The 25,740-nt window shown below is 47.0% G+C and carries 22 protein-coding genes and 1 pseudogene; 18 read left to right on the plus strand and 5 right to left on the minus strand.

Annotation, left to right across the window (positions count from 1 at the left end; translation table 11 throughout):
- Window positions 1–34: 34 nt before the first annotated feature.
- Together E8L90_RS26975 and E8L90_RS26980 are read right to left on the minus strand one after the other, a co-directional pair.
- Window positions 35–658: a hypothetical protein gene (locus E8L90_RS26975; RefSeq protein WP_137032324.1), complete on the minus strand. Its 624-nt coding sequence runs from the start codon at window positions 656–658 to the stop codon at window positions 35–37.
- A gap of 202 nt (window positions 659–860) precedes the next feature.
- Entirely contained in the window at window positions 861–2,177 is a 1,317-nt protein-coding gene (locus E8L90_RS26980; protein WP_137032326.1) for an MBL fold metallo-hydrolase, read from the minus strand.
- A gap of 174 nt (window positions 2,178–2,351) precedes the next feature.
- Between E8L90_RS26980 and E8L90_RS30495 the strand changes: the two genes are divergently transcribed.
- The gene (locus E8L90_RS30495) at window positions 2,352–3,548 is read left to right on the plus strand and encodes a hypothetical protein (protein WP_208759447.1); all 1,197 of its coding nucleotides are present in this window, start codon (window positions 2,352–2,354) and stop codon (window positions 3,546–3,548) included.
- 89 nt (window positions 3,549–3,637) lie between these two features.
- On the opposite strand, the gene E8L90_RS26990 is transcribed toward E8L90_RS30495, so the two are convergent.
- Together E8L90_RS26990 and E8L90_RS26995 are read right to left on the minus strand one after the other, a co-directional pair.
- Window positions 3,638–4,069, minus strand: coding sequence for a hypothetical protein (locus E8L90_RS26990; protein ID WP_137032328.1), 432 nt, complete (start codon window positions 4,067–4,069; stop codon window positions 3,638–3,640).
- Window positions 4,070–4,242: 173 nt separating this feature from the next.
- Window positions 4,243–4,905, minus strand: a complete 663-nt coding sequence (locus tag E8L90_RS26995; RefSeq protein WP_137032330.1) for an NAD(P)H-dependent oxidoreductase — start codon at window positions 4,903–4,905, stop codon at window positions 4,243–4,245.
- Window positions 4,906–5,120: 215 nt separating this feature from the next.
- Here E8L90_RS26995 and E8L90_RS27000 point away from each other — a divergent pair, with 215 nt between their 5' ends.
- The 8 genes from E8L90_RS27000 (at window position 5,121) to E8L90_RS27035 (ending at window position 14,491) form a co-directional block, all read left to right on the plus strand.
- The gene (locus E8L90_RS27000) at window positions 5,121–5,483 is read left to right on the plus strand and encodes a winged helix-turn-helix transcriptional regulator (RefSeq protein WP_279633697.1); all 363 of its coding nucleotides are present in this window, start codon (window positions 5,121–5,123) and stop codon (window positions 5,481–5,483) included.
- Between the two features lie 110 nt (window positions 5,484–5,593).
- Window positions 5,594–7,120, plus strand: a complete 1,527-nt coding sequence (locus E8L90_RS27005; RefSeq protein ID WP_137032333.1) for a YcdB/YcdC domain-containing protein — start codon at window positions 5,594–5,596, stop codon at window positions 7,118–7,120.
- A gap of 76 nt (window positions 7,121–7,196) precedes the next feature.
- Window positions 7,197–7,745 carry an RNA polymerase sigma factor gene (locus E8L90_RS27010; RefSeq protein WP_137032335.1) on the plus strand — a complete coding sequence of 183 codons (549 nt, stop codon included), beginning with the start codon at window positions 7,197–7,199 and terminating at the stop codon, window positions 7,743–7,745.
- Window positions 7,732–9,417 (plus strand): YcdB/YcdC domain-containing protein, encoded by a 1,686-nt coding sequence (locus E8L90_RS27015; protein WP_137032337.1) that lies wholly within the window; start codon window positions 7,732–7,734, stop codon window positions 9,415–9,417. The genes E8L90_RS27010 and E8L90_RS27015 overlap by 14 nt, the downstream gene beginning before the upstream one ends.
- A gap of 282 nt (window positions 9,418–9,699) precedes the next feature.
- Window positions 9,700–11,394: a YcdB/YcdC domain-containing protein gene (locus E8L90_RS27020; protein WP_137032338.1), complete on the plus strand. Its 1,695-nt coding sequence runs from the start codon at window positions 9,700–9,702 to the stop codon at window positions 11,392–11,394.
- 350 nt (window positions 11,395–11,744) lie between these two features.
- A complete protein-coding gene (locus tag E8L90_RS27025; RefSeq protein WP_137032340.1) occupies window positions 11,745–13,718 on the plus strand; it encodes a M6 family metalloprotease domain-containing protein in 1,974 nt (657 codons plus the stop codon).
- A 183-nt stretch (window positions 13,719–13,901) separates the two neighbouring features.
- Complete coding sequence (locus E8L90_RS27030; protein WP_106835778.1) at window positions 13,902–14,204, plus strand: DUF2089 family protein; 303 nt, start codon at window positions 13,902–13,904, stop codon at window positions 14,202–14,204.
- Window positions 14,201–14,491 (plus strand): hypothetical protein, encoded by a 291-nt coding sequence (locus E8L90_RS27035; RefSeq protein WP_137032342.1) that lies wholly within the window; start codon window positions 14,201–14,203, stop codon window positions 14,489–14,491. The genes E8L90_RS27030 and E8L90_RS27035 overlap by 4 nt, the downstream gene beginning before the upstream one ends.
- A 284-nt stretch (window positions 14,492–14,775) precedes the next feature.
- Here the strand turns inward: E8L90_RS27035 and E8L90_RS27040 are convergent, their stop codons facing one another.
- A complete protein-coding gene (locus E8L90_RS27040) occupies window positions 14,776–15,864 on the minus strand; it encodes a suppressor of fused domain protein (RefSeq protein WP_137032344.1) in 1,089 nt (362 codons plus the stop codon).
- Between the two features lie 145 nt (window positions 15,865–16,009).
- Between E8L90_RS27040 and E8L90_RS27045 the strand changes: the two genes are divergently transcribed.
- The 9 genes and pseudogenes from E8L90_RS27045 to E8L90_RS27085 all read left to right on the plus strand — a co-directional run bounded on the left by E8L90_RS27045 (window position 16,010) and on the right by E8L90_RS27085 (window position 25,617).
- Window positions 16,010–17,188 carry a DUF4272 domain-containing protein gene (locus tag E8L90_RS27045; protein ID WP_137032346.1) on the plus strand — a complete coding sequence of 393 codons (1,179 nt, stop codon included), beginning with the start codon at window positions 16,010–16,012 and terminating at the stop codon, window positions 17,186–17,188.
- Entirely contained in the window at window positions 17,169–17,897 is a 729-nt protein-coding gene (locus E8L90_RS27050; protein ID WP_137032348.1) for an alpha/beta fold hydrolase, read from the plus strand. Before E8L90_RS27045 ends, E8L90_RS27050 begins: the two co-directional genes overlap by 20 nt.
- Window positions 17,894–18,731: pseudogene (locus tag E8L90_RS27055) on the plus strand (DUF2785 domain-containing protein). Before E8L90_RS27050 ends, E8L90_RS27055 begins: the two are co-directional and overlap by 4 nt.
- Window positions 18,732–19,090: 359 nt before the next feature.
- Window positions 19,091–19,663: a TetR/AcrR family transcriptional regulator gene (locus tag E8L90_RS27060; protein ID WP_137032350.1), complete on the plus strand. Its 573-nt coding sequence runs from the start codon at window positions 19,091–19,093 to the stop codon at window positions 19,661–19,663.
- Between the two features lie 57 nt (window positions 19,664–19,720).
- Entirely contained in the window at window positions 19,721–21,607 is a 1,887-nt protein-coding gene (locus tag E8L90_RS27065; RefSeq protein ID WP_137032352.1) for an alpha/beta fold hydrolase, read from the plus strand.
- Window positions 21,608–21,839: 232 nt separating this feature from the next.
- Window positions 21,840–22,775 carry a nickel ABC transporter permease gene (gene nikB, locus E8L90_RS27070; protein WP_137033629.1) on the plus strand — a complete coding sequence of 312 codons (936 nt, stop codon included), beginning with the start codon at window positions 21,840–21,842 and terminating at the stop codon, window positions 22,773–22,775.
- A gap of 1 nt (window position 22,776) precedes the next feature.
- A complete protein-coding gene (locus E8L90_RS27075) occupies window positions 22,777–23,631 on the plus strand; it encodes an ABC transporter permease (RefSeq protein ID WP_137032354.1) in 855 nt (284 codons plus the stop codon).
- A 37-nt stretch (window positions 23,632–23,668) separates the two neighbouring features.
- Entirely contained in the window at window positions 23,669–24,658 is a 990-nt protein-coding gene (locus tag E8L90_RS27080; protein ID WP_137032356.1) for an ABC transporter ATP-binding protein, read from the plus strand.
- Window positions 24,655–25,617, plus strand: a complete 963-nt coding sequence (locus E8L90_RS27085) for an ABC transporter ATP-binding protein (protein ID WP_137033628.1) — start codon at window positions 24,655–24,657, stop codon at window positions 25,615–25,617. The genes E8L90_RS27080 and E8L90_RS27085 overlap by 4 nt, the downstream gene beginning before the upstream one ends.
- Window positions 25,618–25,740 lie beyond the last annotated feature (123 nt).

The following is a 25,740-nucleotide window of genomic DNA, read 5'->3' on the forward strand; positions in this document are numbered from 1 at the left end:
TGCTTTTACTCTGTGAGGAGGAATCGTTGTTTCCTTATTGCACTTTATAAGACATCAAAATTTCTTGCGCGAGTGGTTTCCACTCTTCCATTTTATCCTCGGTGCAATTGAAAGTAGTCATCAGCATTTTGCCGTCGAGCTCTGTAAAGAAAATGAGGTTGTAAATTTTTGTATCAGCAGCAGGAGTCAGCAATTCGAACACACCAACGTTTTTGCCATTGATTTGGATTACTTCATCGCGATACCAAGTTGCATCTTGGTACATGTTAGAGAACGCTTGTTTCATTGGATCCTTCATGTCTTTGAGAAGGTTGTCTTGAATAGGTGTTTCTGTATGATTAAAAGCGATGTTAATGGTACCTTTTTCATCGGTATAAATCAAGGAAGGGCGATTTTCCATTGGGTATTTTTCTTTTGCCATCTCTTCAGACATGACAGTAAAGCCTTTTGGAATCAAGATTTCCACTTTGTCGTTCAGAACCTTTTTCGCTTCTAGCTTGTCGTTTGTTGCTGCAGCTGGTGTAGCAGAATCTGTTTTAGCTGCTCCTGTGGTTTGTGTTGCATTTTGCTCAGCTGGCTTTGTTTCAGCTGGTTTGTTCGAACAAGCAGTAACAGCCAACATGGAGAGCAACAAAGCTACAGATACTAGTTTTTTCATCTGAATAGATCCACCTTTTTATATTATAATTGGTAAACTACGGAATTTCCTTACCGATTCTATCATGGGGTGCATAATACTGGAAATATACCAAGTTAATTTAGAATATTCGAATAAAAATCCCCCTCCCTTACTTGCTCAAGGGGGATAGGACAAAATACACCCATTAAACTAACGATAAAATAGGTGTTTTTTCCTATTTTCAGATATTATTTGTCGTAATATAGCGATTGTGAATCTTCTCTCCCAAATAATTTACCAAAAAACGGACAAACGCCCAGTTCCATCCCATATAAATACCGAAATTGTTGAGCTGTGCAACATGCCCGAGCATGACAAAGCGCTTGAAACGGGCATTCCGACCTTTAGGCGCTTGCAGTCTACCATTGATGCGCAGTGTACTCCATCCCCACAAATGCGTGAAGCAATACTGCAGGGCCTCAGATGATAGCTCCACATCACAATCGAGTGGATCGCATGGGGATTCGATCAACCCATCTGTCAGGGAAAAGCGAAATGTCTTTTGATAGTCTGACAAATAAAAGGTAACGGGTCTAACGATAGAGAGAAACAGCGAATGATTATTTTTTTGAATCTGTTCCTTGAAGTCCAAGGCAGCCTCGAGTAGCATGTCCCATTCGATTTTGACCGAAGAAAGAAGAGTAGGAGAGGAAGCCATCTTCTCATAGTCGCGTGCGTAGAGGGCGAGCGCCTTCGCAGGATTATGCGCTTCATGTGGCGTCCACGTATCCCCGGGGTACAAAATAATTGGTTTGGCATCCGTTTCTTCTAGCAATAGGCGGTACACACTGTCTACTTTATTGATCGCATCATTCATGTAATAGTTTTCGTCGTGACAAAACCAGGCGAAGCTGGCGAAGGGAATCACGTAGAGAGGTTGAAGGACTTCCACCTGTTTTTTCACCCGGGCGAGCTTTTCCATAGCACGTTTTTTGCGGAGCAGAAAGTCTTCCTTGTTCCCAGCCCATCCCGCATACGAGAATTGCGTCCATACTAGATCGATGTCACCAACACGGTTCAGGATATCCTTGGCTTCCTGTGTGGTGCTGACCTCGCAATCGTTCAGGTTCAGGATCGTCATATCAGCTGTCTTGATGCACAGCCAGGAATCGCCGACAGGAAATGGCCGACATAAAACAGAGATATCGTCGGACAAGGAGTACCATTTGTCCGGGGAGAGCTCAATGACTTGCTGAAAGCCAAAGACACGGCACCAATCGATCACTTTTTTATCGGTTGACTGCTGGTAGAGGATCGTAATTCGCTTGCGATACTCCTCGGGTATGGTTCGCAGGCTCTGTGGATGAAAATGATCTGGATGCTCATGAGAAAACCATATATGCGTAATCTCCGCAAAATCCTCAGAGGTGAAGCGGGTCTTGGCTAACAAGCCCCAGCCGTTATCAAAGGCAGTTCCCGTAAGCCATGGATCGGTCAATAATTTGATGGAATCGTGTTCCCATAAAAACGAAGCGTGGTTGATCATTTGAAATTTCATGTGGTTTGTCTCCCTATGTATACTAGCGATTTGCTAAAAGGGATGATCCTGCCGGGGAGGAAAACGTGACAGGAATATGAAAAATATATTTTTTGGAGGGATGTGTCACAAGCTGTGCATGAGGAGGATCGTAACAAGTGAACAGCAATCAACGAGTCGAAAGGATGAACCGACATGAAAAAGCAAGCACTTGTTACCGTTAGCATGGTAGCACTCCTTCTCTCAGCAGTATCCCCATTCGGGATCGCACAGGCACAAACCAACATGGTAGCCGCTGCGAATAAAGCACAAGCGATCACTTTTGATCAGCTCGTCAAAGAAATGGATAAAAAACAGCCTGTTTCCATGTACATCGAATCCACACACACCTCGAAAGTGAAGCAGGGCACCCAGACCCAAAAGGCAAAAACATGGGATAACACGATCAAAGGGGAATGGAGAGAGGAAATCTCAGATGGGAAAAGGGTTCAGCATGCCGTAGGGAAGGCGGGACAGGTGGCAGCGTATCAAGAAGGCGGCAGAGGATTTATCCACTCCGCAACGATTGGCACATACGATAATGAAATCAACAAGACGAAGCGAGAGCTAGGTCGATTGAAAGTGGCGCTGCCAGATTCGAAGGTAGCAATCACCGTGAAGGAAGCACAACTGTTGAATCGAGCTGTGTATCACGTCGCGAAAAAAGAAGAGGCGAAAATCATTGGCAAGCCTCATCATTACCAGGATGATCTGTGGATCGACAAAGAAACAGGGCTGCTGCTCAAGCGCACCTTCACCCACAATCAAGCACAAGCATTTTCGTACACCGTAGACAAGGTGGATTTTCAACCTGTATTTGATGAGAAAACATTCGAAGTGAGCATTCCAGCGGGTGTGGAGCAGAGCAAGTTTTCCCCTGAGGTGGATAAGGTAATAGCTGAGGTGACCAAGCTGTTCCCAGACACGGCACAGTTTTCTGATTATGATAACTATGGCATCGAAGGTAACTGGCAACTCCTGAAAATGTTTGAAGCACAAAAACGGGTGTACAGTCCGACTCCTCGAGCGGAAGCTTTCGTTATCATGGATACCCGTACAAACGAATTGAGCAAAGTCATAATCCAAAATCCAGATTGGGTATCGAAAAAGCTCCCTGCCGAGAAGGTGGCAAAAGAGAAAGCATCCGCTTTCCTAAAACAGCTGGTGGGCGATCAAGCAAGCCAATATAAAGTAGAGGCAAAGGTAGAGCGGGGCGGTGGCGGTGCTATTTTTGAAGACTACGACTATGGATTTGTGACAGCGGACGTGACGTTCCGTCCAGCCAAAGGCGTGGGAATCACGATCTCTGTGGATGAAGCAGGTCGCATCGTAGGCTTTCAGTATACGGAATAAGAAATAGGATCAAGCTGACAGCTATCGTTTGTACGATTTTTGTATAAAATGCAACAAAGTCGCCATTTTTGGCGACTTTTTCATGTTTATTAGTTTGGTAACACGTAAGTGTATACAGAATAATTGAAGTTGTTGTTATCTAAATCGTAGGAGTGTCCTTCAACTCGTAACGTGTATTCTCTTCCAGCTTCTAATTGTACATCGAAGTAGTCTTTATTTAATGTAGTTTCATCTTTGCCTAACAAAACCAACTTAAACTCTTGTTTATTAGCTTTGGAGTAGGCGATTTGAAAACGCACTTTTTGATTTGTGGCAGGCGTAAATTTGAAGTAATCTTGATGATCTCCGTTATGTCTGTCCAGATTACCATTAATTTGATTTCCGTCAGCTACATGAAAAGTATTTGCGGTGTCTCTGCTATTGTTTGGTTCATTATCAGGGTATACGGCAGCAAAGGCGGATGCAGATGTAACTAATACGAGTGTTAAGGCAAGTAGACCAGTAGCAGCAAACTTTTTCATGTAAATACCTCCATATTATGTAAGGTTTAGGACAAATATAAGGCATCAATTATTTGTATAATTGTAAATATATTGAGGTGATTATTCACCATTTGTTCACATTTGCTATGGATATGAAACGCCAAAAAGCATTCGGAATACGAATGCTTTTTAGGTGGAGCCAATCGTTGGTTTTACCCGATAAAACGAATAATCTCTTCTTTCGCTTGTCTGGTTTTCGCACGGGGTTCATTTTTTCGGTAGCCAAAAGCCACCATGCAAGCGACGCCGAAGCGTTCTCTGTCGAGGAGCCCCTCCGCCGCAAGGATATCCTCGACTTTTTCTTTTGCAAAGCCTTCAATGGGGCAGGAATCAATGCCGATCATGGCAGCAGACGTCATCATATTGCCAAGTGCGATATAGGTCTGTCTGGATGCCCATTGGAACATGACTCGCTCGTCGTCAAACAGGGAGAAATCGTTTTTCAGGAAGTGATCGTAAGCCGCGCCTTTTTGCTGTACGACGTTTTCAGGCAAGTCCTGCGTGTCTTTCATGATATGCTGGATATATTCGGAATCAGCGGCCATTTCTTGTTTGGTCCGTGCCAGTATGATGACAAAATGGCTTGCGGTCGGCAGTTGCTTTTGGGCACCCCATGCGACCGGCAACAGCTTCTCTCTAAGAGTCGGGTCTTGCAGCACGAGGAAGTTCCATGGTTCAAAACCAAAGGAGCTGGGCGACAGGCGAGCAGTCTCCATAATAAAATCAAAGTCTTCAACGGTAATTTTTTTAGCTGCATCAAACTCTTTGCAGGCATGTCTGAATTGATAAGCTTCTATGATTTGATCTTTACGCATGATGTCATCCTACTTTCGAATAAGTTTATGAAACCGATGATAGAAAATGGGCGATTTCCACTTGGCCCACTCGAACGTGCTTTTCTATGAGCTGCCTCCTTTAAAAGTGTTTTACAAAACGGAGCATACCAAATACACTGAAGAAAAGTAAGTACGCACTTTTTCGGTTAATACTTACGAAAAGGGAAGTGAGTGGGATGAAGAAGAGGCCATCGATGATGTACCTATTAAATGGCAAGGAATATCCTTGCCCGATCGAGCTTGCCATCTCGGTTTTTGCGGGTAGATGGAAGGTATCGATCATTTGTCAGTTGCTTAAAGGGAAAAAAAGGTACGGAGAGTTAAAGAAAAATATAATCGGTGTGAATCATAAAATGCTGGCAGAGCAATTGCGAGAGTTGGAGGAAGCAGGAATCGTCAAGCGTGAAGTGTATCCTGTCGTTCCGCCAAAAGTAGAGTACGAGTTGACCGAGCTGGGGCAAGGCTTGGGACCTGTCATTGAGTATTTGCGAGAATGGGGAGCACATTTTCAAACAGCGGTACCAGAAGAGTCTCTATCTACTGCTCATGGGTCATGAAAACAGCCGCCTGAAAAGGTGGTTTTTTTATTTTGTAACCTCCCTGTGGTTTTTTCGACTATTACATAGGACAAAAAAACAAACACAAAATTCCTCGGGAGGGAACAACTGTGAAACATAAAAAGAAATTGGCAAGTACGTTTTTCATAGCAAGCCTGTTGGCGACAACTCCGCTATGGCTGCAACCACAAACGATGACCGTACAAGCTGCGACCAATCAAGGGCAGGAAGCGAAGCTCTCGTCAGCAGCGGAAAAAACACTCCAGACGCTCTACGCCATCCAGCCTGAATTGAAAAATACGGACAAAAAGATTACCGGACTGAAAAACGGTGTCTACGAGCTGCGCTTTGACAAAGGAATTGCTCCAGGCAAGATGGAGCTGTATGCCATGGTGGGCTTGGATGCAACGACAGGTGCTTTGCATCGCTACGAAAACGAACAGGAAATGCAGAAGCAAAACAATCAGCCATCGGAGGCGGTTGCCAAACAAAAATCTGCGGCATTTTTACAAAAGCTCTTGGGCGACGACTTCAAAAAGTACAAAGCTACCCAGACAACAAAGGGTGAATGGGATGCTGTCACCTACACGCGCCATGAGCATGGTGTACCTGTTTTTACCGATCGTTATGTCGTTGGCGTCAATAATACGAGTGTCATGTACGTGAATACGTTTGAAGGTGCTCCACTACGAGCAGACTCCTCCTTGTTTGCCAAGCCAGGAAAGGTAATGTCCAAAGAAGAAGTGACGGGGAAAATCGCTTCGCTCATGGAGCTCACTTATTCCGCGCATAAAAAGGAGACAGGAAAGCCGGCTTTGAAATACTCGCTAGAGTCGACCGGATACTTGGATGCTGTGACAGGAGAAGAATTCGAGAGTGCCTCTTCCCTTAAAAGCCGTTACTCGGATGTCATTGCTGTCAAGCCAGGCGGCAAAAAGCTCACAGTCAGCAATGCCGATGAAGCTGTGAAGGTGTTGACAGAACAATTTCAAATCAAAATGGATGGAATCGAGTTAGAGAGGGATGCGCATACCCCAGCGGAAATGAAAGGGGAAGGGGAAACGATTTACAGGTCCAAGGGAAGAGACGGCAGAATCACGGTCTATACGAACAACAACGAAGTGACCGGCTTTCAAGTCCGTGGGAAAGTCGAGATGGGCAATGCCATACAGCATGGTAACAAACTGGCAAATGCCCAGCTTTCGTACGAACAGGCAAAGGAAAAAGCGATGCAGTTTTTGCAGCCGTACCTCGACGTTAGTGTGAAAGAGCTGAAGATCGATCAGACCAAGATCATGATGCCTTCTGCAACGGCATACAGCTTTAGCTTCTACGCTCTGCATGACGGTGTGGTCGTGACAGACCAGCAATACCTCGTCAACGTAGACGGACAGACCGGGGAAATCGTAAATTTTATGGACTACTTTACGAAGCCTACTGCTCCGTTCCCGGACAAAAAGACCGCCATTTCCAAAGAAGCAGCCGCCAAACAGTTTTTGAAAGACCGTCCTGCTGTGCTCGGGTACATGTTCCCTGTTCAGAACGAGAAGGTGCAAGCAAAGCCTAGTCTGGTTTATTCCATCGACACGGTTTCTTACTTCTTACTTGATGCGGTAACAGGAAAGTCATTCAAATAATCGTATTCGATCCCGCTTCCCATTATGAGAAGCGGGATTCCATCATGTCCTGTCGCGAGAAGAGGAGGAAGTAGCCTTGGATGCTCGAGAAGATCGAGGTCAGCAAGACATATCAGGGATATACAGGATGTATTCCAAAGAAGTCTATCAGTATCTCTATCATTTTATCGGAAGTCGGGAAGCCGCAGAGGATTTGACCCAAGAAGTGTTTGTTCGCGTCATTAAATCCTTGCATAGATTTGAGGAGCGCTCGAGTATGCGCACTTGGATTTTACATATTGCCAAGCATGTCGCTATCGATGAATACAGAAAGAAACGGCTACAAACGATTTTTGCCGGGACCTTGCTAAAGCTGTTGCCCAGCTCAGAGGGTTTGCCGGAAAAAGAGTTGCAGGATAAAGAGGAACGTACTCATTTTGAAAAAGCGTTGCTGCAACTGAAGCCCAAGTACCGAAACGTCATCGTATTGCGGGGAATCAGAGAGTATACGGTGAAGGAAACAGCGGAAATTCTCGGCTGCACAGAGGCGAAGGTCAAGGTAGACTTTCACCGCGCGATGAAAATGGTAAAAGAAACGGCGTTACACATTTATGAAAAGGGGGCTGGTGTGCATGAAATTTCCTAGCGATGAAGAAGTGTTACAGGAATTTCGGAACAGACCGGATGCAGTCCCCCGCAGCGAGTTTTTGCACACATTGGAAAGAAAGCTGGTCGAGGTCGATCAACAGCATCGCAGCAGAAGTAAAACGCGACGCACGACAATTCGACTGGGATTATCCGCAGCGGTGCTGCTCGCAGTCTTTTTGCTGGCGCCGATGTTTACCCGGCTGATTACCCATCCGGAATCTATCATGACGATGCAGCCAGAAGTTCCGCTCGTGTTGAAGGGTCAGCAGCTGAAGCTGGCGGAAGTATCCCCTGCCGCAAAGCAAACCTTGGAAAAACTGTTCAATCTCGTTCCGGAACTAAAGACGATGGAACCCAAAATCATCGGAAAAGAAGATGGGATCTATGAGATTGTCTTCTATCAAAAGGAGCAAGGAACAGAACAGCGTTACGCATCTGTGGAGATGGTGGCAGTCACGGGGAAAATGAGCCGCTACGAAAATGAGAAAGCGATGGATGAAGGGGCCCCTTCTACAGAAGAACAAGCGAAGCGAGTATCTGCTGCCTTTTTGCAAGCGCTGTTGGGAGACGAATTCAAGCAGTACCGAGCGAGTCAAACCAGCGGCAATGATTGGGATGCGGTGACCTATACGCGCTATGCAAATGGATTGCCCGTTTTCTCGGATCGATACGTCGTTGGTGTAAACCGTAATGGTGTCACCTATGTCAATACGTTTGAAGCGGCGCCACTGCAAATATCGGCGGAGTCGTTTGCCAAACCGAACGCTGTATTGTCTGAAGAAGAACTCTCGGAGAAAGTCGCGTCGCTGATGGAGCTTACCTATTTTGCGAGTTCGAGACATACTGGGAAGCCAGCGCTGACGTATTCTCTTCAGACGACTGGATACGTGAATGCGGTGACAGGAGAAGAGGTTTGGGGGGAAGCGTCCTATAAAAGCCGATACTCCGCTCCGATCCCGGTAACCCCTGGAGGCAAGAAGGTCACGGTGCAAACGGAGGAAGAAGTGGCGAGGGCTGTGGCGGAACAGTTTCAGGTGAAGCTGGATGAATTTATCCTCACTGGTGGCGATAAGAAGATCAAGGGCGAGCAGATGACGACCTACAAGGCCAAGGAAGGGCTAGGCAGAGTCACCGTCTACTCAAACAACGGGGTAATCACAGGCTTTCAGGTGCGCCGTAGTAAAGAGACGGTCAGCTCCATACAGCATCAGAACCATCCAGTAAATGCCCAGCTTAGCTATGACGAGGCCAAAGAAAAAGCCGTTCAGTTTTTGCAGCCTTATCTGGACAGCCGTGTGGAGGAATTGAAGATCGACGAGACCCAGATATCGATGCCTTCTGCAACGGCGTACAGCTTCAGCTTTTACACCCTTCATAATGGCGTGATCGTTGCTGATCAGCATTACCTCGTCAATGTGGATGGGCAAAACGGGGAGATTGTCAATTTCATGGACTATTTCACGAGTCCAACTGAATCTTTCCCGGAATTGGATACAGTCCTATCGAGGGAAGAAGCAGCCAAGCGATTTTTGCAGAGCCATCCGGTTGAATTGGGATATGTGCTTCCGGTAGCAGATGGGGTGCTGCAACAAAAGCCACTTCTGGTTTTTACGATGAACATGATTTCTGGCTTTAGGATGGATACGGTAACAGGAAAGGCATTCAAATAGACATAGGTGATCCCGCTTCTCATCAAGAGGGGCGGGTTTTTATTGGCTCGGGGGAAGTAAAATAGCAATCCATAAGAAACACAACGAAATGTTCACAGAGACAAATTAGACAAATTAGAACAGGTATTCCCCGATCGGCATAATTCATTTTTACATGAAGGATAAGGGATTATATTAAAGAAATGGAATAATATGTGACTCAAATAATTGCCCCTCCGTCTTACCATTGGTAAGGTCAAACCGAACTTATCCGCAAATCTGAACACTATTTGGAGGTGCCCAATGAAACTCAATCCATCCATGATGACGGTTATAGCGGCGTGCTTACTTGCCTCTGCATCTGCATGGACTACCCATCAACCAACGGTACAAGCAGCAAGCGATGTGAAAAAGGAAGAGTCTCGAAAAAATGATTATTCCCAAGATGTTCAGAATTCTCTGGACAAGCTGTTTGAGGCGATTCCAGAGTTGAAAGGGTATCGACTAATTGATAAACGTTATGAGGAAGACACCTTTCGCCGTTATCCAGAACCAATCTGGAGCTTGCACTTCACCAACAGGCCAAAAACAGATGAAAAAGAAGAGTATGACGCATACTCATCCGTTAGCCTTGAGCTGGATGCACAGACGGGCAGACTGCTTTTCATGGATATCCAAAATCCAGCATGGGCTTCAACCGAGTATCCGGAAGAAAAGCTTGCCAGAGACAAGGCTTCCACTTTTATCGAGGACTTATTCGGTACGGAAGCAAAACAGCTGAAAGCCGAACAAAATCTCGGTAGGGGAAAAGCAGGATCAGGTGACGGCAAGGGCAACAAGCTGGAATGGGCTCGCTCCACCGTGAAATACCACTCTCTCATCAATGACCTCCCTCTGTCCAACAGCTCTATCTCCGTATCCGTTGATCATGCTGGCCATATTATTCGCTATGAAGCGTATCATTTCATCGATCCTAGCAAAGTGAATTGGCCTGATCCGAAAAAAGCGATAACACTTGAGGAAGCAAGCAAAATCTATAAGGACAAGCTTAAGATGGACCTGGCATACGTATTGGAGCAGCCGATTTCCTATGCTCAAAATGGAAAACCGGCAGAAAAGAAACCGATGCTTATTTATCAACTGAATACCATTGGTTGGATCGATGCTCTGACCGGCAAAGTCACAGGGGAAGAAACCGAAATGGCAAGGGAGAGTGTTCATGTAAAAGGAGAAGGGAAAAGCATCAAAATAGCTTCCCGCGAACAAGGAGAGAAATGGCTGAAAACACAGTTTGGTATTGATGTTTCTGGTGCGACCTTTGAATACGATGATCACAAGGACAATCTATCAGAAGGACTTCAGACAATCGAATCCTATCAGTGGATGAACGATTCAAATAAAGGTATGCCTGCATTTGATATGGTTAGCCTCATTACAGATGAACAGAGTGATCGGCTCATCGACTTCGATCTGAATTTCCCGGATGAACGAAAAACAGAGCAGAAAATCAGTGTAGAGGAAGCGAAGAAAAAGGCGATCGCAGCACTCGTACCTTATCTTGACCCGGCGTTAACGGAGCTAACGCTTATCGTGGAGTCTCCTGAAGAAGATATTCCGGAGTGGGTAGACAAGAACAAGCTGGATAAGGAAGAGGATAAAGCGTATTCATTCACTTTCCTCGCAAAACGCAACGGGATCGAAGTGTCTGATGAGTCTTATAGGGTGGGGGTAGACAAGGCAACGGGCACGATTACAGAGTTAAACCTCCACCCTCTCAACCCGGGCATTACCCTTCCCGATTCCAAGAAAATTGTAAGTGAAGCAGAAGCAAAAGAAACGATCCAACAAGAAATTGACCTGGAACTGGTCTATGTGTGGGAGCAGTATGATGGTCAAAGAGCTCCCGAACCTCAACTGGTCTATCAGCGCAAATGGAAGAGTGGCTATAGCTTTATCGATGCTTCGACAGGGAAGCTCGTCAAGGTGTCCCGCCAATAAATGACGTAACAGCCGATTTGCTCTCGCAGCAATATCGGCTTTTTTTTAGTACACCTAGCATGGGCGTCGCTCTAGGGTGAAAGTCCCAAACGGGGGCGCTTTATTAGTTAATGATAAAAAAAAATCCCCGATTTATAGAAAAAGTTAACATGTTGCCAAAATTTCCCAATAATGTAGGTAAGGGCATTCTGGTAGTTCTGTATAGATGATCTGTCGATTCATTCTACGTATGAATCAGGTCCATTTATCAACGGAATATTCAGGATGCCATTAAAAGGGGGCGATCTTCATGAATCTATAGAGGAAACCATTCCAACAGGATAACAACTTCTAAATCGGGAGGAACATTTATGCAAAGAAGTTTTAAAGGCCTGTTCACGTCTGTTTTTTCTTTGATCTGTGTTTTGTACTTTCAAACGGATGGTTTTGCCGCACCCGCATACGATGGAGTTGTCAAAATGAAGCAACCGTCTGGTGAATCGTTTCAAGCCGTGATGCATGGAGATGAATGGTTCCATTGGGCGAGCACAAAGGATGGCGATGTACTTTTACAAGATCAGGAGGGATATTGGAATTACGCTGAACTTACATCAAATGATCTGCAATCGACGGGGATAAAATATAAAATTGACGAAAAGCCTTCAGAAGCAGTAAATGAGAAAAATTTGATGGAATGGATAAATGAGTATGACCCTCAAGCAAATAAAAAACAGGAGTTCATGAATGAGCTTCAACAAGAATTTTCGGGATCGCCAGAAAAAAATATCGACGGAAGTATCACGCCAGTTACAGGAGCCCAAAAATTGCTTGTTTTGTTAATTGGATTTACAGATGTTGATATCGCCTATAATGACAACGATTGGAGCAACAAATTCTTTTCTGCAAATCAAAAGTCGGTAAAGAATTACTATAATGAAGTGAGTAATGGAAAAGCTCAGATCACCCCAGCATCCGAAATGTATGGTACGCAAAATGATGGAGTTGTGAAAGTAAAATTAGATTACGCCCATCCGGATACATCGGGAAAAGACATTAGGACGGTTATAACAGATGCACTGGATAAAGCGGATCCTGTGGTGAATTTTGCTAGTTTTGATACAAATAATGACCAAGTCATCGACTCTAAAGATAGCTTCTACATTGTAACTGTTCTTGCTGGTAATGAAGAGGCTAGTGGTGGTGCAGCACCAAATATTTGGGCACATCAGTGGTATGCTCCCAACACAAATCATGATGGTGTTACGGTATCAGGTATGTATACGACGCAGGGTGAAAAACAATTTGGTCATATGGCAACGATGGGTATCACTGCTCATGAATTGGGTCATTCCTTGGGCCTTCCAGATCTCTATGGTGCTAATAATCATGTGAGTGGTCTAAGTATAATGGCAAATGGAACCTGGAATAATCTCCAAGGGGAAGATCCTGGAACTACACCCACTCATATGGATGCCTGGTCAAAAGCAAAATTAGGATTTGTAACACCAACTGTAGTAAATGCCACTAGCAATTTTACGCTACAAGCCATCCCGAATAATTATAATGTTTTAAAAGTTCCTTTAAAGGATAATACGTATTTTTTAGTTGAGAATCGCGAAAAAGTTGGATATGATGCTAGTTTGCAAACAGATTCTGGTGGCATCGCGGTTTGGCACATTGATGAATCTATGAATAATAACACGAGTGATCCGCATCCTTTCATTGACATAGAGCAATCCGTAAGTGAATACCAAGACCCATTCTATTATACGAATAATAATCATGCTGCTTCCTTTGGTCCAAACACCAATCCGAACAGTAATACCTACCCTGGAGAAAATTCGGGAGTAACGATTACGACGACAAGCACAAGTAATTCTGCCATGAATGTAAATGTAGCAGTCACAGCAGGAGGAGCCAGTCTGATTCCGCAAACGAATTGGACGCTAAAATATGTAGACAGCGATGAATTGTACAATGAAGCCCCGAAAGCCTTTGATGGAAACAACAACACGTTTTGGCACACGAAATGGAGCCCCGTAGCTCCAATGCCGCACGAGATTCAAATTGACTTGGGTGCAACGTATAGCATTTCCAAATTCAGTTACCTGCCCAGACAAGATGGTCAAGTGAACGGAACGATCAAGAACTATGAGTTCTACGTCAGTAGTGATGGAGTGAATTGGGGAACAGCTGTAGCCACAGGTACCTTTGCAAATGATACCACGTTGAAAGAAGTCAGCTTTGCAGCCAAGACAGGTCGCTATATGAAACTGCGTGCCTTAAGCGAGATAAACAATAACCCATGGACAAGTGCGGCTGAACTCAATGTATTTGGGCAATAATGAGAGTGGGGCACATTGGATGAATATTCGACTAAAGAAGGTTTTGTAAAAGGATGAGGACATGAGCAGGAGCATCAGGTGAGGATGCTCCTTTTTTATGGTTAATTTTCATTTTATTAAAAAACACTTGAATAAAACTAAAGTTTTAATTAATATAATTAAAGACAGGGGGCGAGGCGATTCATGGAACGCGACGAAATTCCATCTTGGGTGTTAGCTCTGGACAAGGAGACCCTAGAATTTATCAGGAAGTTCATTATCAGTTCGGGCTCTCTCAAGGGTATGGCTGATGAGTACGGTGTATCGTACCCAACGGTGAGGGCCAAGCTCGACCGAATCATTAAAAAGATCGAATTACATAGCAAGGAAGCGGAAGTAGAGTTCGTGCAAATGATCAAAAACCTGGTCATTGACGAACGGATGAGTTTGGAGGTAGCCAAGCTCGTTATTGAAAAATATAAACAAGAAAGAGATGAAAGCAGATGAGTACGGGGATGATTCAATTTTTGGTTGGGCTCGGTATTGTGGGCTTACAAAATATCGTCGGCAAAATGAATCAAGCTTATTGGGGGGCAGTTATCCCTGCTGGCTTTCTTGGGTATTTGGTCTACGGTTATACGACTGGGTTATTTAAAGAAGGCAGTGAGCTTACAGTAGTTTTGGTAGGCATTGGTGGGCTCGTGATTCTATCATTGGCTTGGTCGGACGGCAGAAGAGCGATGAAGGCGAAGAGGAAGAAAGAGATGGAGAGAATGGAGCTGCTTGATTTGTAGTGACTGGAACCACCTGAGTAGGGTGGTTTTTTGTTTTGATAATAGTAGCTGTTGTGGGGGAGAAGCAAGCTGAAAACCCCCGCTATTTATTTCAGAGCTAGGTTGGGCTCCAGAGGCGCTTGGACTGGAAATGCGCTTCTTCTGACGCAACTTTTGTACACCAATTTAAACGTTGATTTACAAGATGTAAACGACAAAATTAAAAAATCTTCTTCAACGGTGGAGATAATAAAAAAACAGTCCCCGCAGAATGTAATCCGCGAAAACTGTCTTCAAAATTATGTTTACTTCATGAATTTCGCTACCCCGTTAAAGATCCAATCCGTACCATCTCCCGCGGAGTGCTGAGTTAATTGCTCGGAACCGTTCATTTCTGCATACTGCTGTTCCTCTGCGGTAATCGGAATCATCCATAGTAGATTCACAGGATCACCCGCCATGAGCGGAAGTGGAATGGTTGGTGCATCCTCAGGCTTCGCGAGTAGCATGGAGGAGAAACGGCTGTTAAGCTGACTGATTTCCTGGCACGGAATGGTGTGACCTTGTGCAAGGAAGGTCATATACGACCACGGCAGAGAGGTTTGGCCGCTGATGTAGGCCAGCAATTGCTGTTCGTTTTGGGCGAGCCATTTGGTTTCGCAGGCAAAGGCCAGCTCGAATCGGCGTAATTGCTCCGGTTCTTCTGTATACTGCTCGACTTTTGGCTGACGCAATATGGACACGCCGAGGGTCAACGCATAGGTAACGTCGCCTTTTGCGATGGTGACCAATGCTTTCGGGGGCCAGTGACCGCCGTCGATGCCGTAATACTGTTTAACTGGGCCGAGAGTTGAGGTAATCGCATCCATGAACTGCTGCTGGATGTCAGGCCAAGGGTTGCCATCCCAGCTCGTCCAAAAATGCTGGGCAGCCTCGATACGGGCAAACATGGCGTTCGTTTCTGGTGTTCCCAGCGGAAAGCATAAATGAGATTCTCCGGTGCAATCTCGCGCATACGAAGGATAGTGCGAGCCGTCCGGAGAAGGGCCAGCCCAGGCGGGAATCACACACAGCACCTCATCCTCATACAAAAGTGCCGCTGCATCGCCTTCCTCCAGCCAAACGATCGAGAGCTGTTCCGGGTCCAGCCTGTCTGCTCCATCCGGATGAGCACAGCAATCGCGTGGAAGCATGGGAGCTTGACCATCCTGCATGGCATCGAAATCGATCGAGTCCGGTGCAGGTCTGTAATTTCTTACCCAACAAGAGCGAATGCTGGCATGCTCCTCACCGGGATAATCCCACAAATAAAAAAAGACGCCGTTCTCATCCTCTTCGACAAAAGCTTGAATCGGACAAATGGGGGAGAACTCCTCTAATAGAACGTTTTTCATAGGTTTCACCTTCAATCGTCGTGATAGATTCGCCGATAACTATAAAGATTTATGCTTGATTAAACAGGGTTAGGATACCATAATTGAATATTGATTACAAAATTCGGTACTTTGAAAATGTTTTCCCAGCAAAGGAGGTTACCAGATGAATCAATGCACCATCTATGTCTCCATCCAACAATGCGAGAAAGTCGTCACTGCCATTGTCGAGGCTTTTCGTGATCAATTGGTAGAGGTATCCGCAGACGAACGGTCCGTGACCGTGACAGATAAAAAATGGTTTAGCAAGAGCAAGATCACCTTCAATCTTATGCGCGAGGACGATGACCAAGAAGCCTTTCTCCAGATGAAAAAAGGGATGTACGGCTACTTCGCACAGATTGAAACGGCACACGAGAAGGTCCAGCAAAAGCTAATGTACCAAATTACAGCGCTCAATGTGGCGGTAGGAATCGTAGCGAGCAAGGAATTCGACGAGAAGACGTTTGCGTCCATTATGTCGATTGCCGAAGAAGTACACGGGATCGTCTTTCTCCCTACTGGAGACATGCTTGATAAACAAGGAAGGCTGATTCTCAATACGGCAGGAGAGTCCGAAGTGGACGATTTTTTGGTGACGGTCAGCGTAGACCTGGTCGATGGACATATTCAGCCCTCCGAGTCAGGAGAAGCGCGTAAGGAGCGGAGCATCAAGCTATTGCAGGAGCAAGGCATTCCGTACATCCCGCATCTTCCTGTCATCGTCGGGGACGAGGACGCTGTCATCAGGAGCAAGGATGAGATGGTTCAGCGAGCGATTGCACTATGCTTGATTGCGGTATATGCCGGAGGGATCGCTGAAAACGGACAAATCAATGAAGAGCGGGAGTTCATCGAGGGCATTATTGAGCAGTTTGGCGCTGCCGAATTCTTTACGGAAAAAGAGAGAGACTTCTTGAATGATCCACAGCCAGACCGAACCGATATGATTCAGATGGTTTGGATGTACGAATGCTACTGGGTACTACTGTGGGCACTTGGCTATGTGGAAGAGCTCCATTTCCCAGATGAGATTTGTGATGTGAACACCGCGATTGACGCTCTCAGAAGCGCAGGTGACTATGATACCTTCTATAGCAATGCGGGTGTGAGAAGCAAACAAGAGATACTTGACCAAGCAGATTTAATCTACCGCTATGACTGGGCATGCGTGGATGCCCGCATCAACAATCGCACGGTTGCGGGCGGTCTGAATGACGAAGTAGTCGTTGAAAGACACAGAGCATTGAATTGGCTGGTTCGTTACATGGAGGATGACTGGGATCATGTGTCAACGGATACATAGGCTGTACTCGCGAAAGAGTGGGGCACCTAGTGTGATCTTCCTAGCAGGAATGGGCGATAGCGGTGAGACATGGAAGACCATTCAAGACCGCATCTCGCAGGAAGCGTCTACCTTATCCTATGATCGGGCGGGGATTGGCAGGAGTCCAGCGGCAGCGGTCATCCCGCGGACCTGTCACGATCTGGTAGAGGAGCTATATGATTTGCTCCAGGAGATTGAGGTGGAACCACCATGTATATTGGTCGGACATTCTTTTGGCGGTTTGGTCGCTAGACTGTTTGCCAGCTTGTATCCGCAGCTTGTTTCGGGGATGGTTCTGGTTGACGCTGCTCCCGAATATAAGGAACTCGCATATGAAAAGGTTTTGCCTGACAACTTGATTGCAGCCAATCGGGAATATTACGAGAATCCGATGCTCAATCGAGAAAAGATCGATAAGATACGGAGCTATCAAGAGATCGTTGACTCTTTTCGGCAAAGCGACATCCCTGTCTCGATTATTACCAGAGGCTTGCCGGACGTGTGGGACGAGGAATGGCCGAACGAGGAAATCTTAGCAATCGAACAACATCTGCAAGCCGATTTCAAACGGCTTTCAACCTCAAGCAAACAAAGAATGGCTACTCGTAGCGGGCATTATATTCATCACGATGAACCGGATATTGTGATCGAGGAAATTTTGGTCATGTTGAGGGGGATGAACACGTGAGCGATACAAGAACCCAGTTCATGCTGGATCTGCGAGCAGGAACAATATCTGATTGGTGAAGGGGAACAACTGGAGGATTTCGTCGGACGATTGCTACAATACATTGGGGACCCTGACCTAGAATTGCGGGATAATCTCATCTACCCGGCATTTTATTAGTGGATTCTCGACGAGGACAAGCTGACGGAGGTGCAATTGCGCAGCCTCCTGCGAGAACTGACCGACGAAAAGCATTTGTTCTATCAGATCGGCAGCGAGGGTGATCCATCTGTATTTACGAGGACATTCTCTTCGTTGCCGATTGTATTGATTTTGCGCCGTCACAGACAGAAGCCATTTTTGGAGCTTGCCGATTTCCAGCACGTCAAAAATGCCATGCTCCGCTATTTTCAAGAGGAACAGGATTTGCGTGGCTATTTGTCCGAGGGAGGCTGGGCTCACAGTACCGCTCACGGAGCAGACGTATTCGTAGAGCTAGTGCAGTGCCCAGAGAGCGACGGAGCCGTACAGCGAGACGTTCTTCAAGCCATCCAGGACGTGCTGCATAACGGAAAGCACATTTTCAATGATGAAGAGGACGAACGACTTGCGATCATCGTAGATACCATGATAGACAAAGGCTTGCTCTCAGAGAAGGAGCTCACTGATTGGATCAATGGTCTCGCAAGCTGTGCAGAACTGCCGAAAAGTCGTACCCAGGTTATCGCAAGAGTGAACAGCAAAAACTTTTTGCGTTGCCTGTATCTCAGAAGGGTACGAGATAGCCGGGAAAATGAGCTGGTGATTGCCATGCTTGCTGCCTTAACGAAATGTAACAGGTTTGCGATCAGTTAATGGGTGAAGGTTGATACCGTATTAGACGGCATCAACCTTTTCTTCTTTATACGAAGTTTGAAAAGGTAGCGATGAGCCAACAAAGCTGGTAAGAAGAAAAAGCGCAGGGCTCGTAGACCTTGACAACGCCTACCCAGTCGGAACTTCAAAAAGGGGACCACGCTTGTCGAACACCTCTTCCTCGGGTTACTCCCGCCCGTAGGGTGGCTTTGGATCGACGGTCCCCTTTTTGAAGTGTAGACGGACAGTAATTCCCCCCTTGCTGGCGTGTCAGAGTCGAAGAGAACTGCGCTTTTTCTTCTCCTCCACTATCCACTCGAACGATTGACAATAATCTTTTAGTACTATATAGTCCTAATATGAAACGAACCTCAAACCGTGATCATGTCATCGCCACTGCATCCGATTTATTTTTGCAAAAAGGACTCATGAATACCAGCATGGATGACGTCGTAGCACATAGCAAAGTCTCCAAGTCCAACATTTACTACCACTTCAAAAGCAAGGAGGATCTCGTCGTAGCTGTGCTCGGCTACAGAATCAATGTGCTGAGAGGAGCACTGGAAGTCATCCTGCAACAGGCAGACCTGTCTGTTTCCGCCCAGGTGGGGCTGATTTTTACCACCGTTGCAGAGGAACTGGAGGGCCGCTCCTGCGTAGGAGGCTGTCCGATCCTTTCCTTGCTGTCGGCACAAATACCAGAAGTCAAAGCGCGAATCAACGAGTTCCTGATCGAATGGCAGAACCTAGCGGAAAAGCTGCTCATGGAGGGAATCGCCCGTGGAGAATTCAAGGAAAATATCTCGATTCCGCAAACCGCAGTCTTGTTCGTGACCATTGTGGAAGGAGCGATGCTCATGGCTGAATCGCAGGGTCATGCACAGGTACTCGTAGACGCTGGACAGACACTTCTACACTTGATTCAAGTGTAGGATTTTTTTGAAACTGATTAGTACTGATTAGTACTAGAAATGAAGGAGGCAGAAACAATGGCTGTCGTTTTTGTAACAGGTGCGACTGGGTTTATCGGCAAGGAGGTAACAAAGCAGCTGGCGCGGTCTGGTCATACCGTACTGGCGCTAGTTCGTTCGCCTGAGAAGTGGGATGAATTGCTGATGCAGATGACACCAACAGAGAGATCCAATTGCAATGTTGTGCGGGGTGATTTGCGAAAGGAGGGCTTGGGATTATCAGCGAGCGATTACGAGCAGGTATTGCGCGCAACTATCATCATCCATGCAGGTGTCCCGATGGATATTTCGATGGATGAAACGGAGGGGAGGGACTTGATTTTACAAGGAGCAAGTCATCTCACAGCAGTAGCGAACGAATTGCATAAACAACAGCGTCTGGAAAAGCTGATTCATATCGTTGGCTACATGAGCCCGTTTGACGATGAGAGTGGAAAGCTGGCGACAGATGTTTTTGCGCCAACCGATTTTTATCGAGAGGCAGGGGGCTACGAGAAATACAAGTTTCTGGCAGATCTATACCTCAGACAAGAGGCGTATCAAAAAGGAATGCCGCTGGTCGTGGTAAATCCGTGTACGATCATAGGCCCGCGAAGCACCGGGAACACAGAACAAACAGATGGATTCGGGCTCGTGATCAGCTCCATGCGGCGTGGTAAGATCCCTGTTCTTCCCGGTGGTAAGGAGTGGTGGCTGCCCTTGCTTTCCGTCGACGATTTTGCCCAGGTCATTGTGGGGATTGTAGAGACAAATCACATCGAGCATCAAACGTATTACGCCTTAAATGAGCGGAGTGCCACGCCAGCTTTTTCAGAGCTGATTTCGTTGATGGCTAAAGAATTACGCATGAAGCCACCAGCCATTCCTTTCCCGGTATCGGTCTTGAAAAAAATCTTGCATAACGGCGGCAGCGGCTTGCTCGGGGTACCTGCCAATTCGATGGATTTTATCGTAAAGAAAGACTTCCCGCTCGCTCCCTTTCAGCAAATGAAAGCGAAAAAAAGCATCGATGCATACGACGTAGCGGCGTATCTTCCCAGTGTGATTGCCGATCTCGACTACCGTTTGTCGGTCAAGGATCAGAAAGTACCTCCTTGCTTTCACCGCGAGAAAATCGCAGGCATGGCCGCGTACAAGAAAGAAGGCTCGGGTACTCCGTGGCTGCTCGTGCACGGGCTTTTCAGTGAGATGAGCGATTTACTCCCGCTCGCTGAACAGCTGGGTGAACAGGAAGTATGGTTACTGGATTTGCCCGGGTTTGGCAGATCGCCCTATCACCATCACGAAAAACCGATCGAGGGCTTTATCGAGGCAGTGGCCGAGGCATTGCGACAGCTGCCGTCCCCGGTTCATCTTGCAGGACATTCATTTGGCGGGTTTTTGGCATGGGAGGCAGCAAAGCGAGTACCGGAAAAAATCGAGAAGTTATACCTTTTGCAGCCGCCCCTGCATGCGCCGAAGTATTCTTTGCTGCTGGCGGGATTGGGAAAAAGTCCAGCCCTCCTTCAGCGTTTTTTGCAAAAGCAGGTAACGCCAGCCAAATTGGAAAAAGCAATGCTTGAGCAAGGAGTATTTCAGTCCACGGAGGAAATGCCAAAAGGCTATGTAGACAGGGCAGGTAAGCTCCTGAAATCCCCGCGCATCAGCCAGACGCATACAGACGTTCTGCGCTATTTGATGAATGAATTCCGGCAAATGGCGGTAGCGACACAGCCTCTCCCTTTTCCAGCCCAAATCGTATGGGGGACACAGGATAAAGTGTATCAGCTGACAAAAGGAACAGAGGATGCATTCAGGGGAGCAAATGTAGAGATCGAAAGGCTCTCCGTCGCGCATCATTTTCCGCTTAGCCATCCACAGCTAACGGCAAACGTATTGCTACAGATGAGGCACGGCAAGGAATGAGGACGGAACGATTCTTCAGAAGGGGCATGGTAGAAAGGGACCATGCTCTTTTTGAATGAAGTAAGAAAAAACGAGTTGAATTTTCTGTAAATTTGGAATAGACTATTTTTAAATAATAACGACACTATAACGACAAGTGTCGTTAGTGGAGAAAGAGGGAGGAGAGCAAAGTGCAGGAACACAACAAGAAGAAGCAATTTCATACCGTTTCTTACATCTGGGTGAAGACCTCATGAAGCAGTACATCGTGAAGCGCCTATTGTCGGGCATCATTGTCCTGTTTGGACTCTCCGTTTTTACGTTTCTGCTCATTCATCTCATCCCTGGTGACCCTGTGCGGATCATGCTGGGGCAGCGGGCGACTGTCGAACAAATCGAGTCGCTTCGCAAAGAGCTGGGCTTGAACAAACCGTTAGTCGTTCAGTATCTCGACTATGCTTCCGGCGTTTTAAAAGGGGATCTAGGTACTTCCCTGAAAACGGGCCGACCTGTCAGCACAGAAATTGCGGATCGTTTTCCCGCGACAGCAAAAATGGCAGTAGCCAGCCTTGTAGTAGCAGTTGTGATCGGTATCGGGTTGGGTGTCCTGGCGGCAAAACACAAGGATACACCCATCGATGCGGCGATCATGACCTTTTCCACCTTTGGGATGTCTATACCCGGCTTTTGGTTGGGTTTGCTCGTCATCCTTGTATTCTCCGTTCATTTGGGCTGGTTTCCGATTGCGGGAGGGACAGGGCTAAAAGACATGGTTCTTCCAGCGTTTACCCTGGGGACATTGACGGCGACGGCACTCAGCCGACTCACTCGTGCTGGCATGGTAGAGGTTTTGTCCAATGACTATATCCGAACAGCACGTGCGAAAGGGATGAATGAACGAATTGTGCTGCTGCGGCACGCTTTTCGCAATGTGATGATTCCAATTGTGGCTGTCATTGGTCTGGAACTGGCTGGCTTGCTCGGCGGGGCTGTGATTATCGAGCAGGTTTTTGGCTGGCCGGGGGTGGGGACTTTGGCGATTCAAGCGATTAGCTCGCGGGATTTTCCGATGATTCAAGGAACGACGCTGTTTATTGGAGCTGTGTATGTCCTCGTTGTCATTTTGATTGATGTCCTGTACGCGGTTCTCGATCCTCGCATTGACTACACTGCGAAGGAGGGGGTGTAGCGTGTTCTGGAGCAGGCAATGGTCCATACCTCGTTTCGAATTATGGGAAAAGATCATGCAACAAAAGAAAGCGAAATACAGCTTCCTGATGATGCTCTGCATCGTTTTGCTGGGAATCATCGGGCCGTGGATTGCTCCGCATGATCCTACGAAAACGTACTACGAAGCATTTATGCAAGGGCCGTCCAAAGACTTTTGGCTAGGGACAGATGCGATTGGCCGCGATATTTTATCCCGGATGCTGTACGGAACAAGAGTGACACTGACCGTAGCCTTGTTAGCGTCTGTCATGACGTTTGTAGCAGGAACGCTGATTGGTGTGACATGCGCTTACCTCGGAGGAATTGTCGACAATCTGATCATGAGAATCATGGACATCATGCTGGCATTGCCCGGCATTGTGCTTGCTCTAGCCATTGTAGCTGTGCTCGGACCGAGTCAGGAAAATGCGATGATCGCGATCGGAATATCATCGATTCCGGCCTTTTCGATTCTGATCCGTGGTGCGGCACTCTCGATCAAGCAATCCGGTTATGTGGAAGCAAGCCGCTCCATCGGCAGCTCGAATTGGTGGATCATTACGCGCCAGTTCATTCCGAACATCTCGAATGTGCTGATCGTCTATACGACTATGTTCATAGGCAGTGCCATTTTGGGGACCTCGGCACTGGGCTTTATCGGTTTGGGTGCCCAGCCTCCTACACCGGAGTGGGGAACGATGCTGAACGAAGGGAAAAGTTACTTGCGAGAAGCTTGGTGGCTCGCTACTTTTCCTGGTCTTGCGATTACGGTAGTCGTTTTTACAGTGTATCTGCTCGGGGATGCCTTGCGCGATATCTTTGACCCCAAAGCATAGTTTGCGAGCTTCCGTTCCCGAAAAAGGAGTGAGTAACGTGACGAACGTGTTGGAAGTGACAGGATTGACTACCACGTTTTCGAAAAATGAAAGGGTTTTCAAGGTGGTAGACAATCTTTGCTTACAGGTCAAAAAAGGTGAATCGGTCGGGATCGTCGGAGAATCAGGATGTGGAAAAAGCGTTGCCTCTCTATCCATGATGCGTTTGCTCAGTAAAAACGGAACCATTGCAGGCCGTATTCAGCTGAACGGAGCCGATCTCTTGCGCTATAGCGAAAAAGAGATGCAGAAGGTCAGGGGAAAAGAAATCGCCATGATCTTTCAGGAGCCGATGACTTCGCTGAATCCCGTACTGACTATCGGCAAGCAATTGAGCGAAGGACTGGAAAAGCATGAGGGCATGAACCGAGCCCAATCGAGACAAAGAGTGGTCGAGCTGTTGACGCAGGTAGGCATTTCACGTGCCAATGAAATTTATCACGAGTACCCGCATCGTCTGTCAGGGGGGATGCGACAGCGCGTGATGATCGCGATGGCGATTGCCTGTCATCCAAAGCTGCTGATAGCAGACGAACCGACGACTGCACTAGACGTAACGATCCAGGCGCAAATATTGGATGTCATGAAAAAAATCCAAAGAGAGCTGGGCATGTCGCTCATCATGATCACGCATGATTTGGGCGTCGTCGCCGAGACATGTGACCGGGTACTGGTGATGTATGCCGGGCAGGTCATTGAAGCGGCTGATGTTCGCACACTGCTGCGCAGCCCCAAGCATCCGTACACCGTGGGTTTGATCCAATCAACGCCACATAATGCCAAAGGCTTGAAGAGATTGCATAGTATCCCGGGAAGTGTGCCGACCCCCGATCATTACCCAAAGGGATGCCGCTTTGCTCCGCGATGCGAGAAGGTGATGCCTGTCTGTTTGGAACAAAATCCCCCGTTGCTGGATGTGGATCAACAGTCGGAGTGCCGCTGTTGGCTGTATCGAGAGAACAGGGAAAGCACGGCGGTGAATGGATGAAGACGCCTCTTTTGCAAGTGAAGAACCTGAATAAGAAGTTCCTAGTCCGCAAAGGGTGGTTTCAGCAGCCGAGTTACGTGCACGCCGTTCATGGAGTGAACGTGACAGTCGATGCAGGTGAAACGTTGGGAATCGTGGGAGAGTCAGGCTGTGGCAAGTCAACACTAGGTAGATGCATTTTGCGCTTGATCGAGCCGACAGACGGCGAGATCGTGTTCGAGGGTCAAAATATCCGCAGCTTACAGAAGGCAGACATGCAAAAGCTACGGCGTAATATGCAAATGGTGTTTCAAAATCCATTCGATACCCTTAATCCAAAGCTGACGATCCAGCACATTTTGTCAGAGCCACTGATTGCCCATGGTATCCCAAAGCGCGAGCGAGCAGCCATGATCGAAGAGACGCTGGAGATCGTCGGCTTGAACAAAAGTCATTTGTCGCGATACGCCCATGAATTTTCCGGAGGACAAAGGCAAAGAATCGGGATTGCTCGCGCCTTGATGCTCAGGCCAAAGCTCATCATAGCTGACGAGCCTGTGTCCGCTCTGGATGTATCGATCCAATCGCAAATTCTCAATTTGCTTCAGGATTTACAGGAGCAGTTTTCGCTCACGTATCTTTTTATCTCGCATGACTTGAGTGTCGTCGAGCATATCGCCGATCGAGTAGCGGTGATGTACTTGGGAGAAGTGATTGAGCTGGCAAAAAAAGAAGAGCTGTTTCACCGTCCGCTGCATCCCTACACACAGTCGCTGCTCTCCGCCATTCCTATCACTGATCCTGACGAGAAAAAAGAACGGATCATGTTAACAGGGGATCTGCCGTCTCCATCCAATCCGCCGAAGGGCTGCAAGTTTCACCCGCGCTGTTGGGCGTGCATGGACGTGTGCAAGACAGAAGTCCCTCCATTAACAGAAGCAGACGGCAGACTGGTTGCGTGTCATCTCTATGAAAAATAAGGGTGCAGGAGTGATAGATAGATGTTGGACCCACGTCTTACGAAGCTGGCGAATGTGCTGGTGAATATGTCTCCCAACCTTTTGCGGATTATACGGCCACTTCATTGTTCCACGATTTGATTC

The sequence above is a fragment of the Brevibacillus antibioticus genome, assembly GCF_005217615.1.
Classification (GTDB): Bacteria; Bacillota; Bacilli; order Brevibacillales; family Brevibacillaceae; genus Brevibacillus; species Brevibacillus antibioticus.

Excerpts from the sequence above, each read along its gene's own strand:
- E8L90_RS27020 (WP_137032338.1), top strand. The coding sequence starts at position 9,700 with ATGAAACTCAATCCATCCATGATGACGGTTATAGCGGCGTGCTTACTT.
- E8L90_RS26995 (WP_137032330.1), bottom strand. The coding sequence starts at position 4,905 with ATGCGTAAAGATCAAATCATAGAAGCTTATCAATTCAGACATGCCTGC.
- E8L90_RS27035 (WP_137032342.1), top strand. The coding sequence starts at position 14,201 with ATGAGTACGGGGATGATTCAATTTTTGGTTGGGCTCGGTATTGTGGGC.
- E8L90_RS30495 (WP_208759447.1), top strand. The coding sequence starts at position 2,352 with ATGAAAAAGCAAGCACTTGTTACCGTTAGCATGGTAGCACTCCTTCTC.
- E8L90_RS27085 (WP_137033628.1), top strand. The coding sequence starts at position 24,655 with ATGAAGACGCCTCTTTTGCAAGTGAAGAACCTGAATAAGAAGTTCCTA.
- E8L90_RS26990 (WP_137032328.1), bottom strand. The coding sequence starts at position 4,069 with ATGAAAAAGTTTGCTGCTACTGGTCTACTTGCCTTAACACTCGTATTA.
- E8L90_RS26980 (WP_137032326.1), bottom strand. The coding sequence starts at position 2,177 with ATGAAATTTCAAATGATCAACCACGCTTCGTTTTTATGGGAACACGAT.
- E8L90_RS27045 (WP_137032346.1), top strand. The coding sequence starts at position 16,010 with ATGAATCAATGCACCATCTATGTCTCCATCCAACAATGCGAGAAAGTC.
- E8L90_RS27050 (WP_137032348.1), top strand. The coding sequence starts at position 17,169 with ATGTGTCAACGGATACATAGGCTGTACTCGCGAAAGAGTGGGGCACCT.
- E8L90_RS27015 (WP_137032337.1), top strand. The coding sequence starts at position 7,732 with ATGAAATTTCCTAGCGATGAAGAAGTGTTACAGGAATTTCGGAACAGA.
- E8L90_RS27000 (WP_279633697.1), top strand. The coding sequence starts at position 5,121 with ATGATGTACCTATTAAATGGCAAGGAATATCCTTGCCCGATCGAGCTT.
- E8L90_RS27040 (WP_137032344.1), bottom strand. The coding sequence starts at position 15,864 with ATGAAAAACGTTCTATTAGAGGAGTTCTCCCCCATTTGTCCGATTCAA.
- nikB (WP_137033629.1), top strand. The coding sequence starts at position 21,840 with ATGAAGCAGTACATCGTGAAGCGCCTATTGTCGGGCATCATTGTCCTG.
- E8L90_RS27065 (WP_137032352.1), top strand. The coding sequence starts at position 19,721 with ATGGCTGTCGTTTTTGTAACAGGTGCGACTGGGTTTATCGGCAAGGAG.
- E8L90_RS27025 (WP_137032340.1), top strand. The coding sequence starts at position 11,745 with ATGCAAAGAAGTTTTAAAGGCCTGTTCACGTCTGTTTTTTCTTTGATC.
- E8L90_RS27060 (WP_137032350.1), top strand. The coding sequence starts at position 19,091 with ATGAAACGAACCTCAAACCGTGATCATGTCATCGCCACTGCATCCGAT.
- E8L90_RS26975 (WP_137032324.1), bottom strand. The coding sequence starts at position 658 with ATGAAAAAACTAGTATCTGTAGCTTTGTTGCTCTCCATGTTGGCTGTT.
- E8L90_RS27030 (WP_106835778.1), top strand. The coding sequence starts at position 13,902 with ATGGAACGCGACGAAATTCCATCTTGGGTGTTAGCTCTGGACAAGGAG.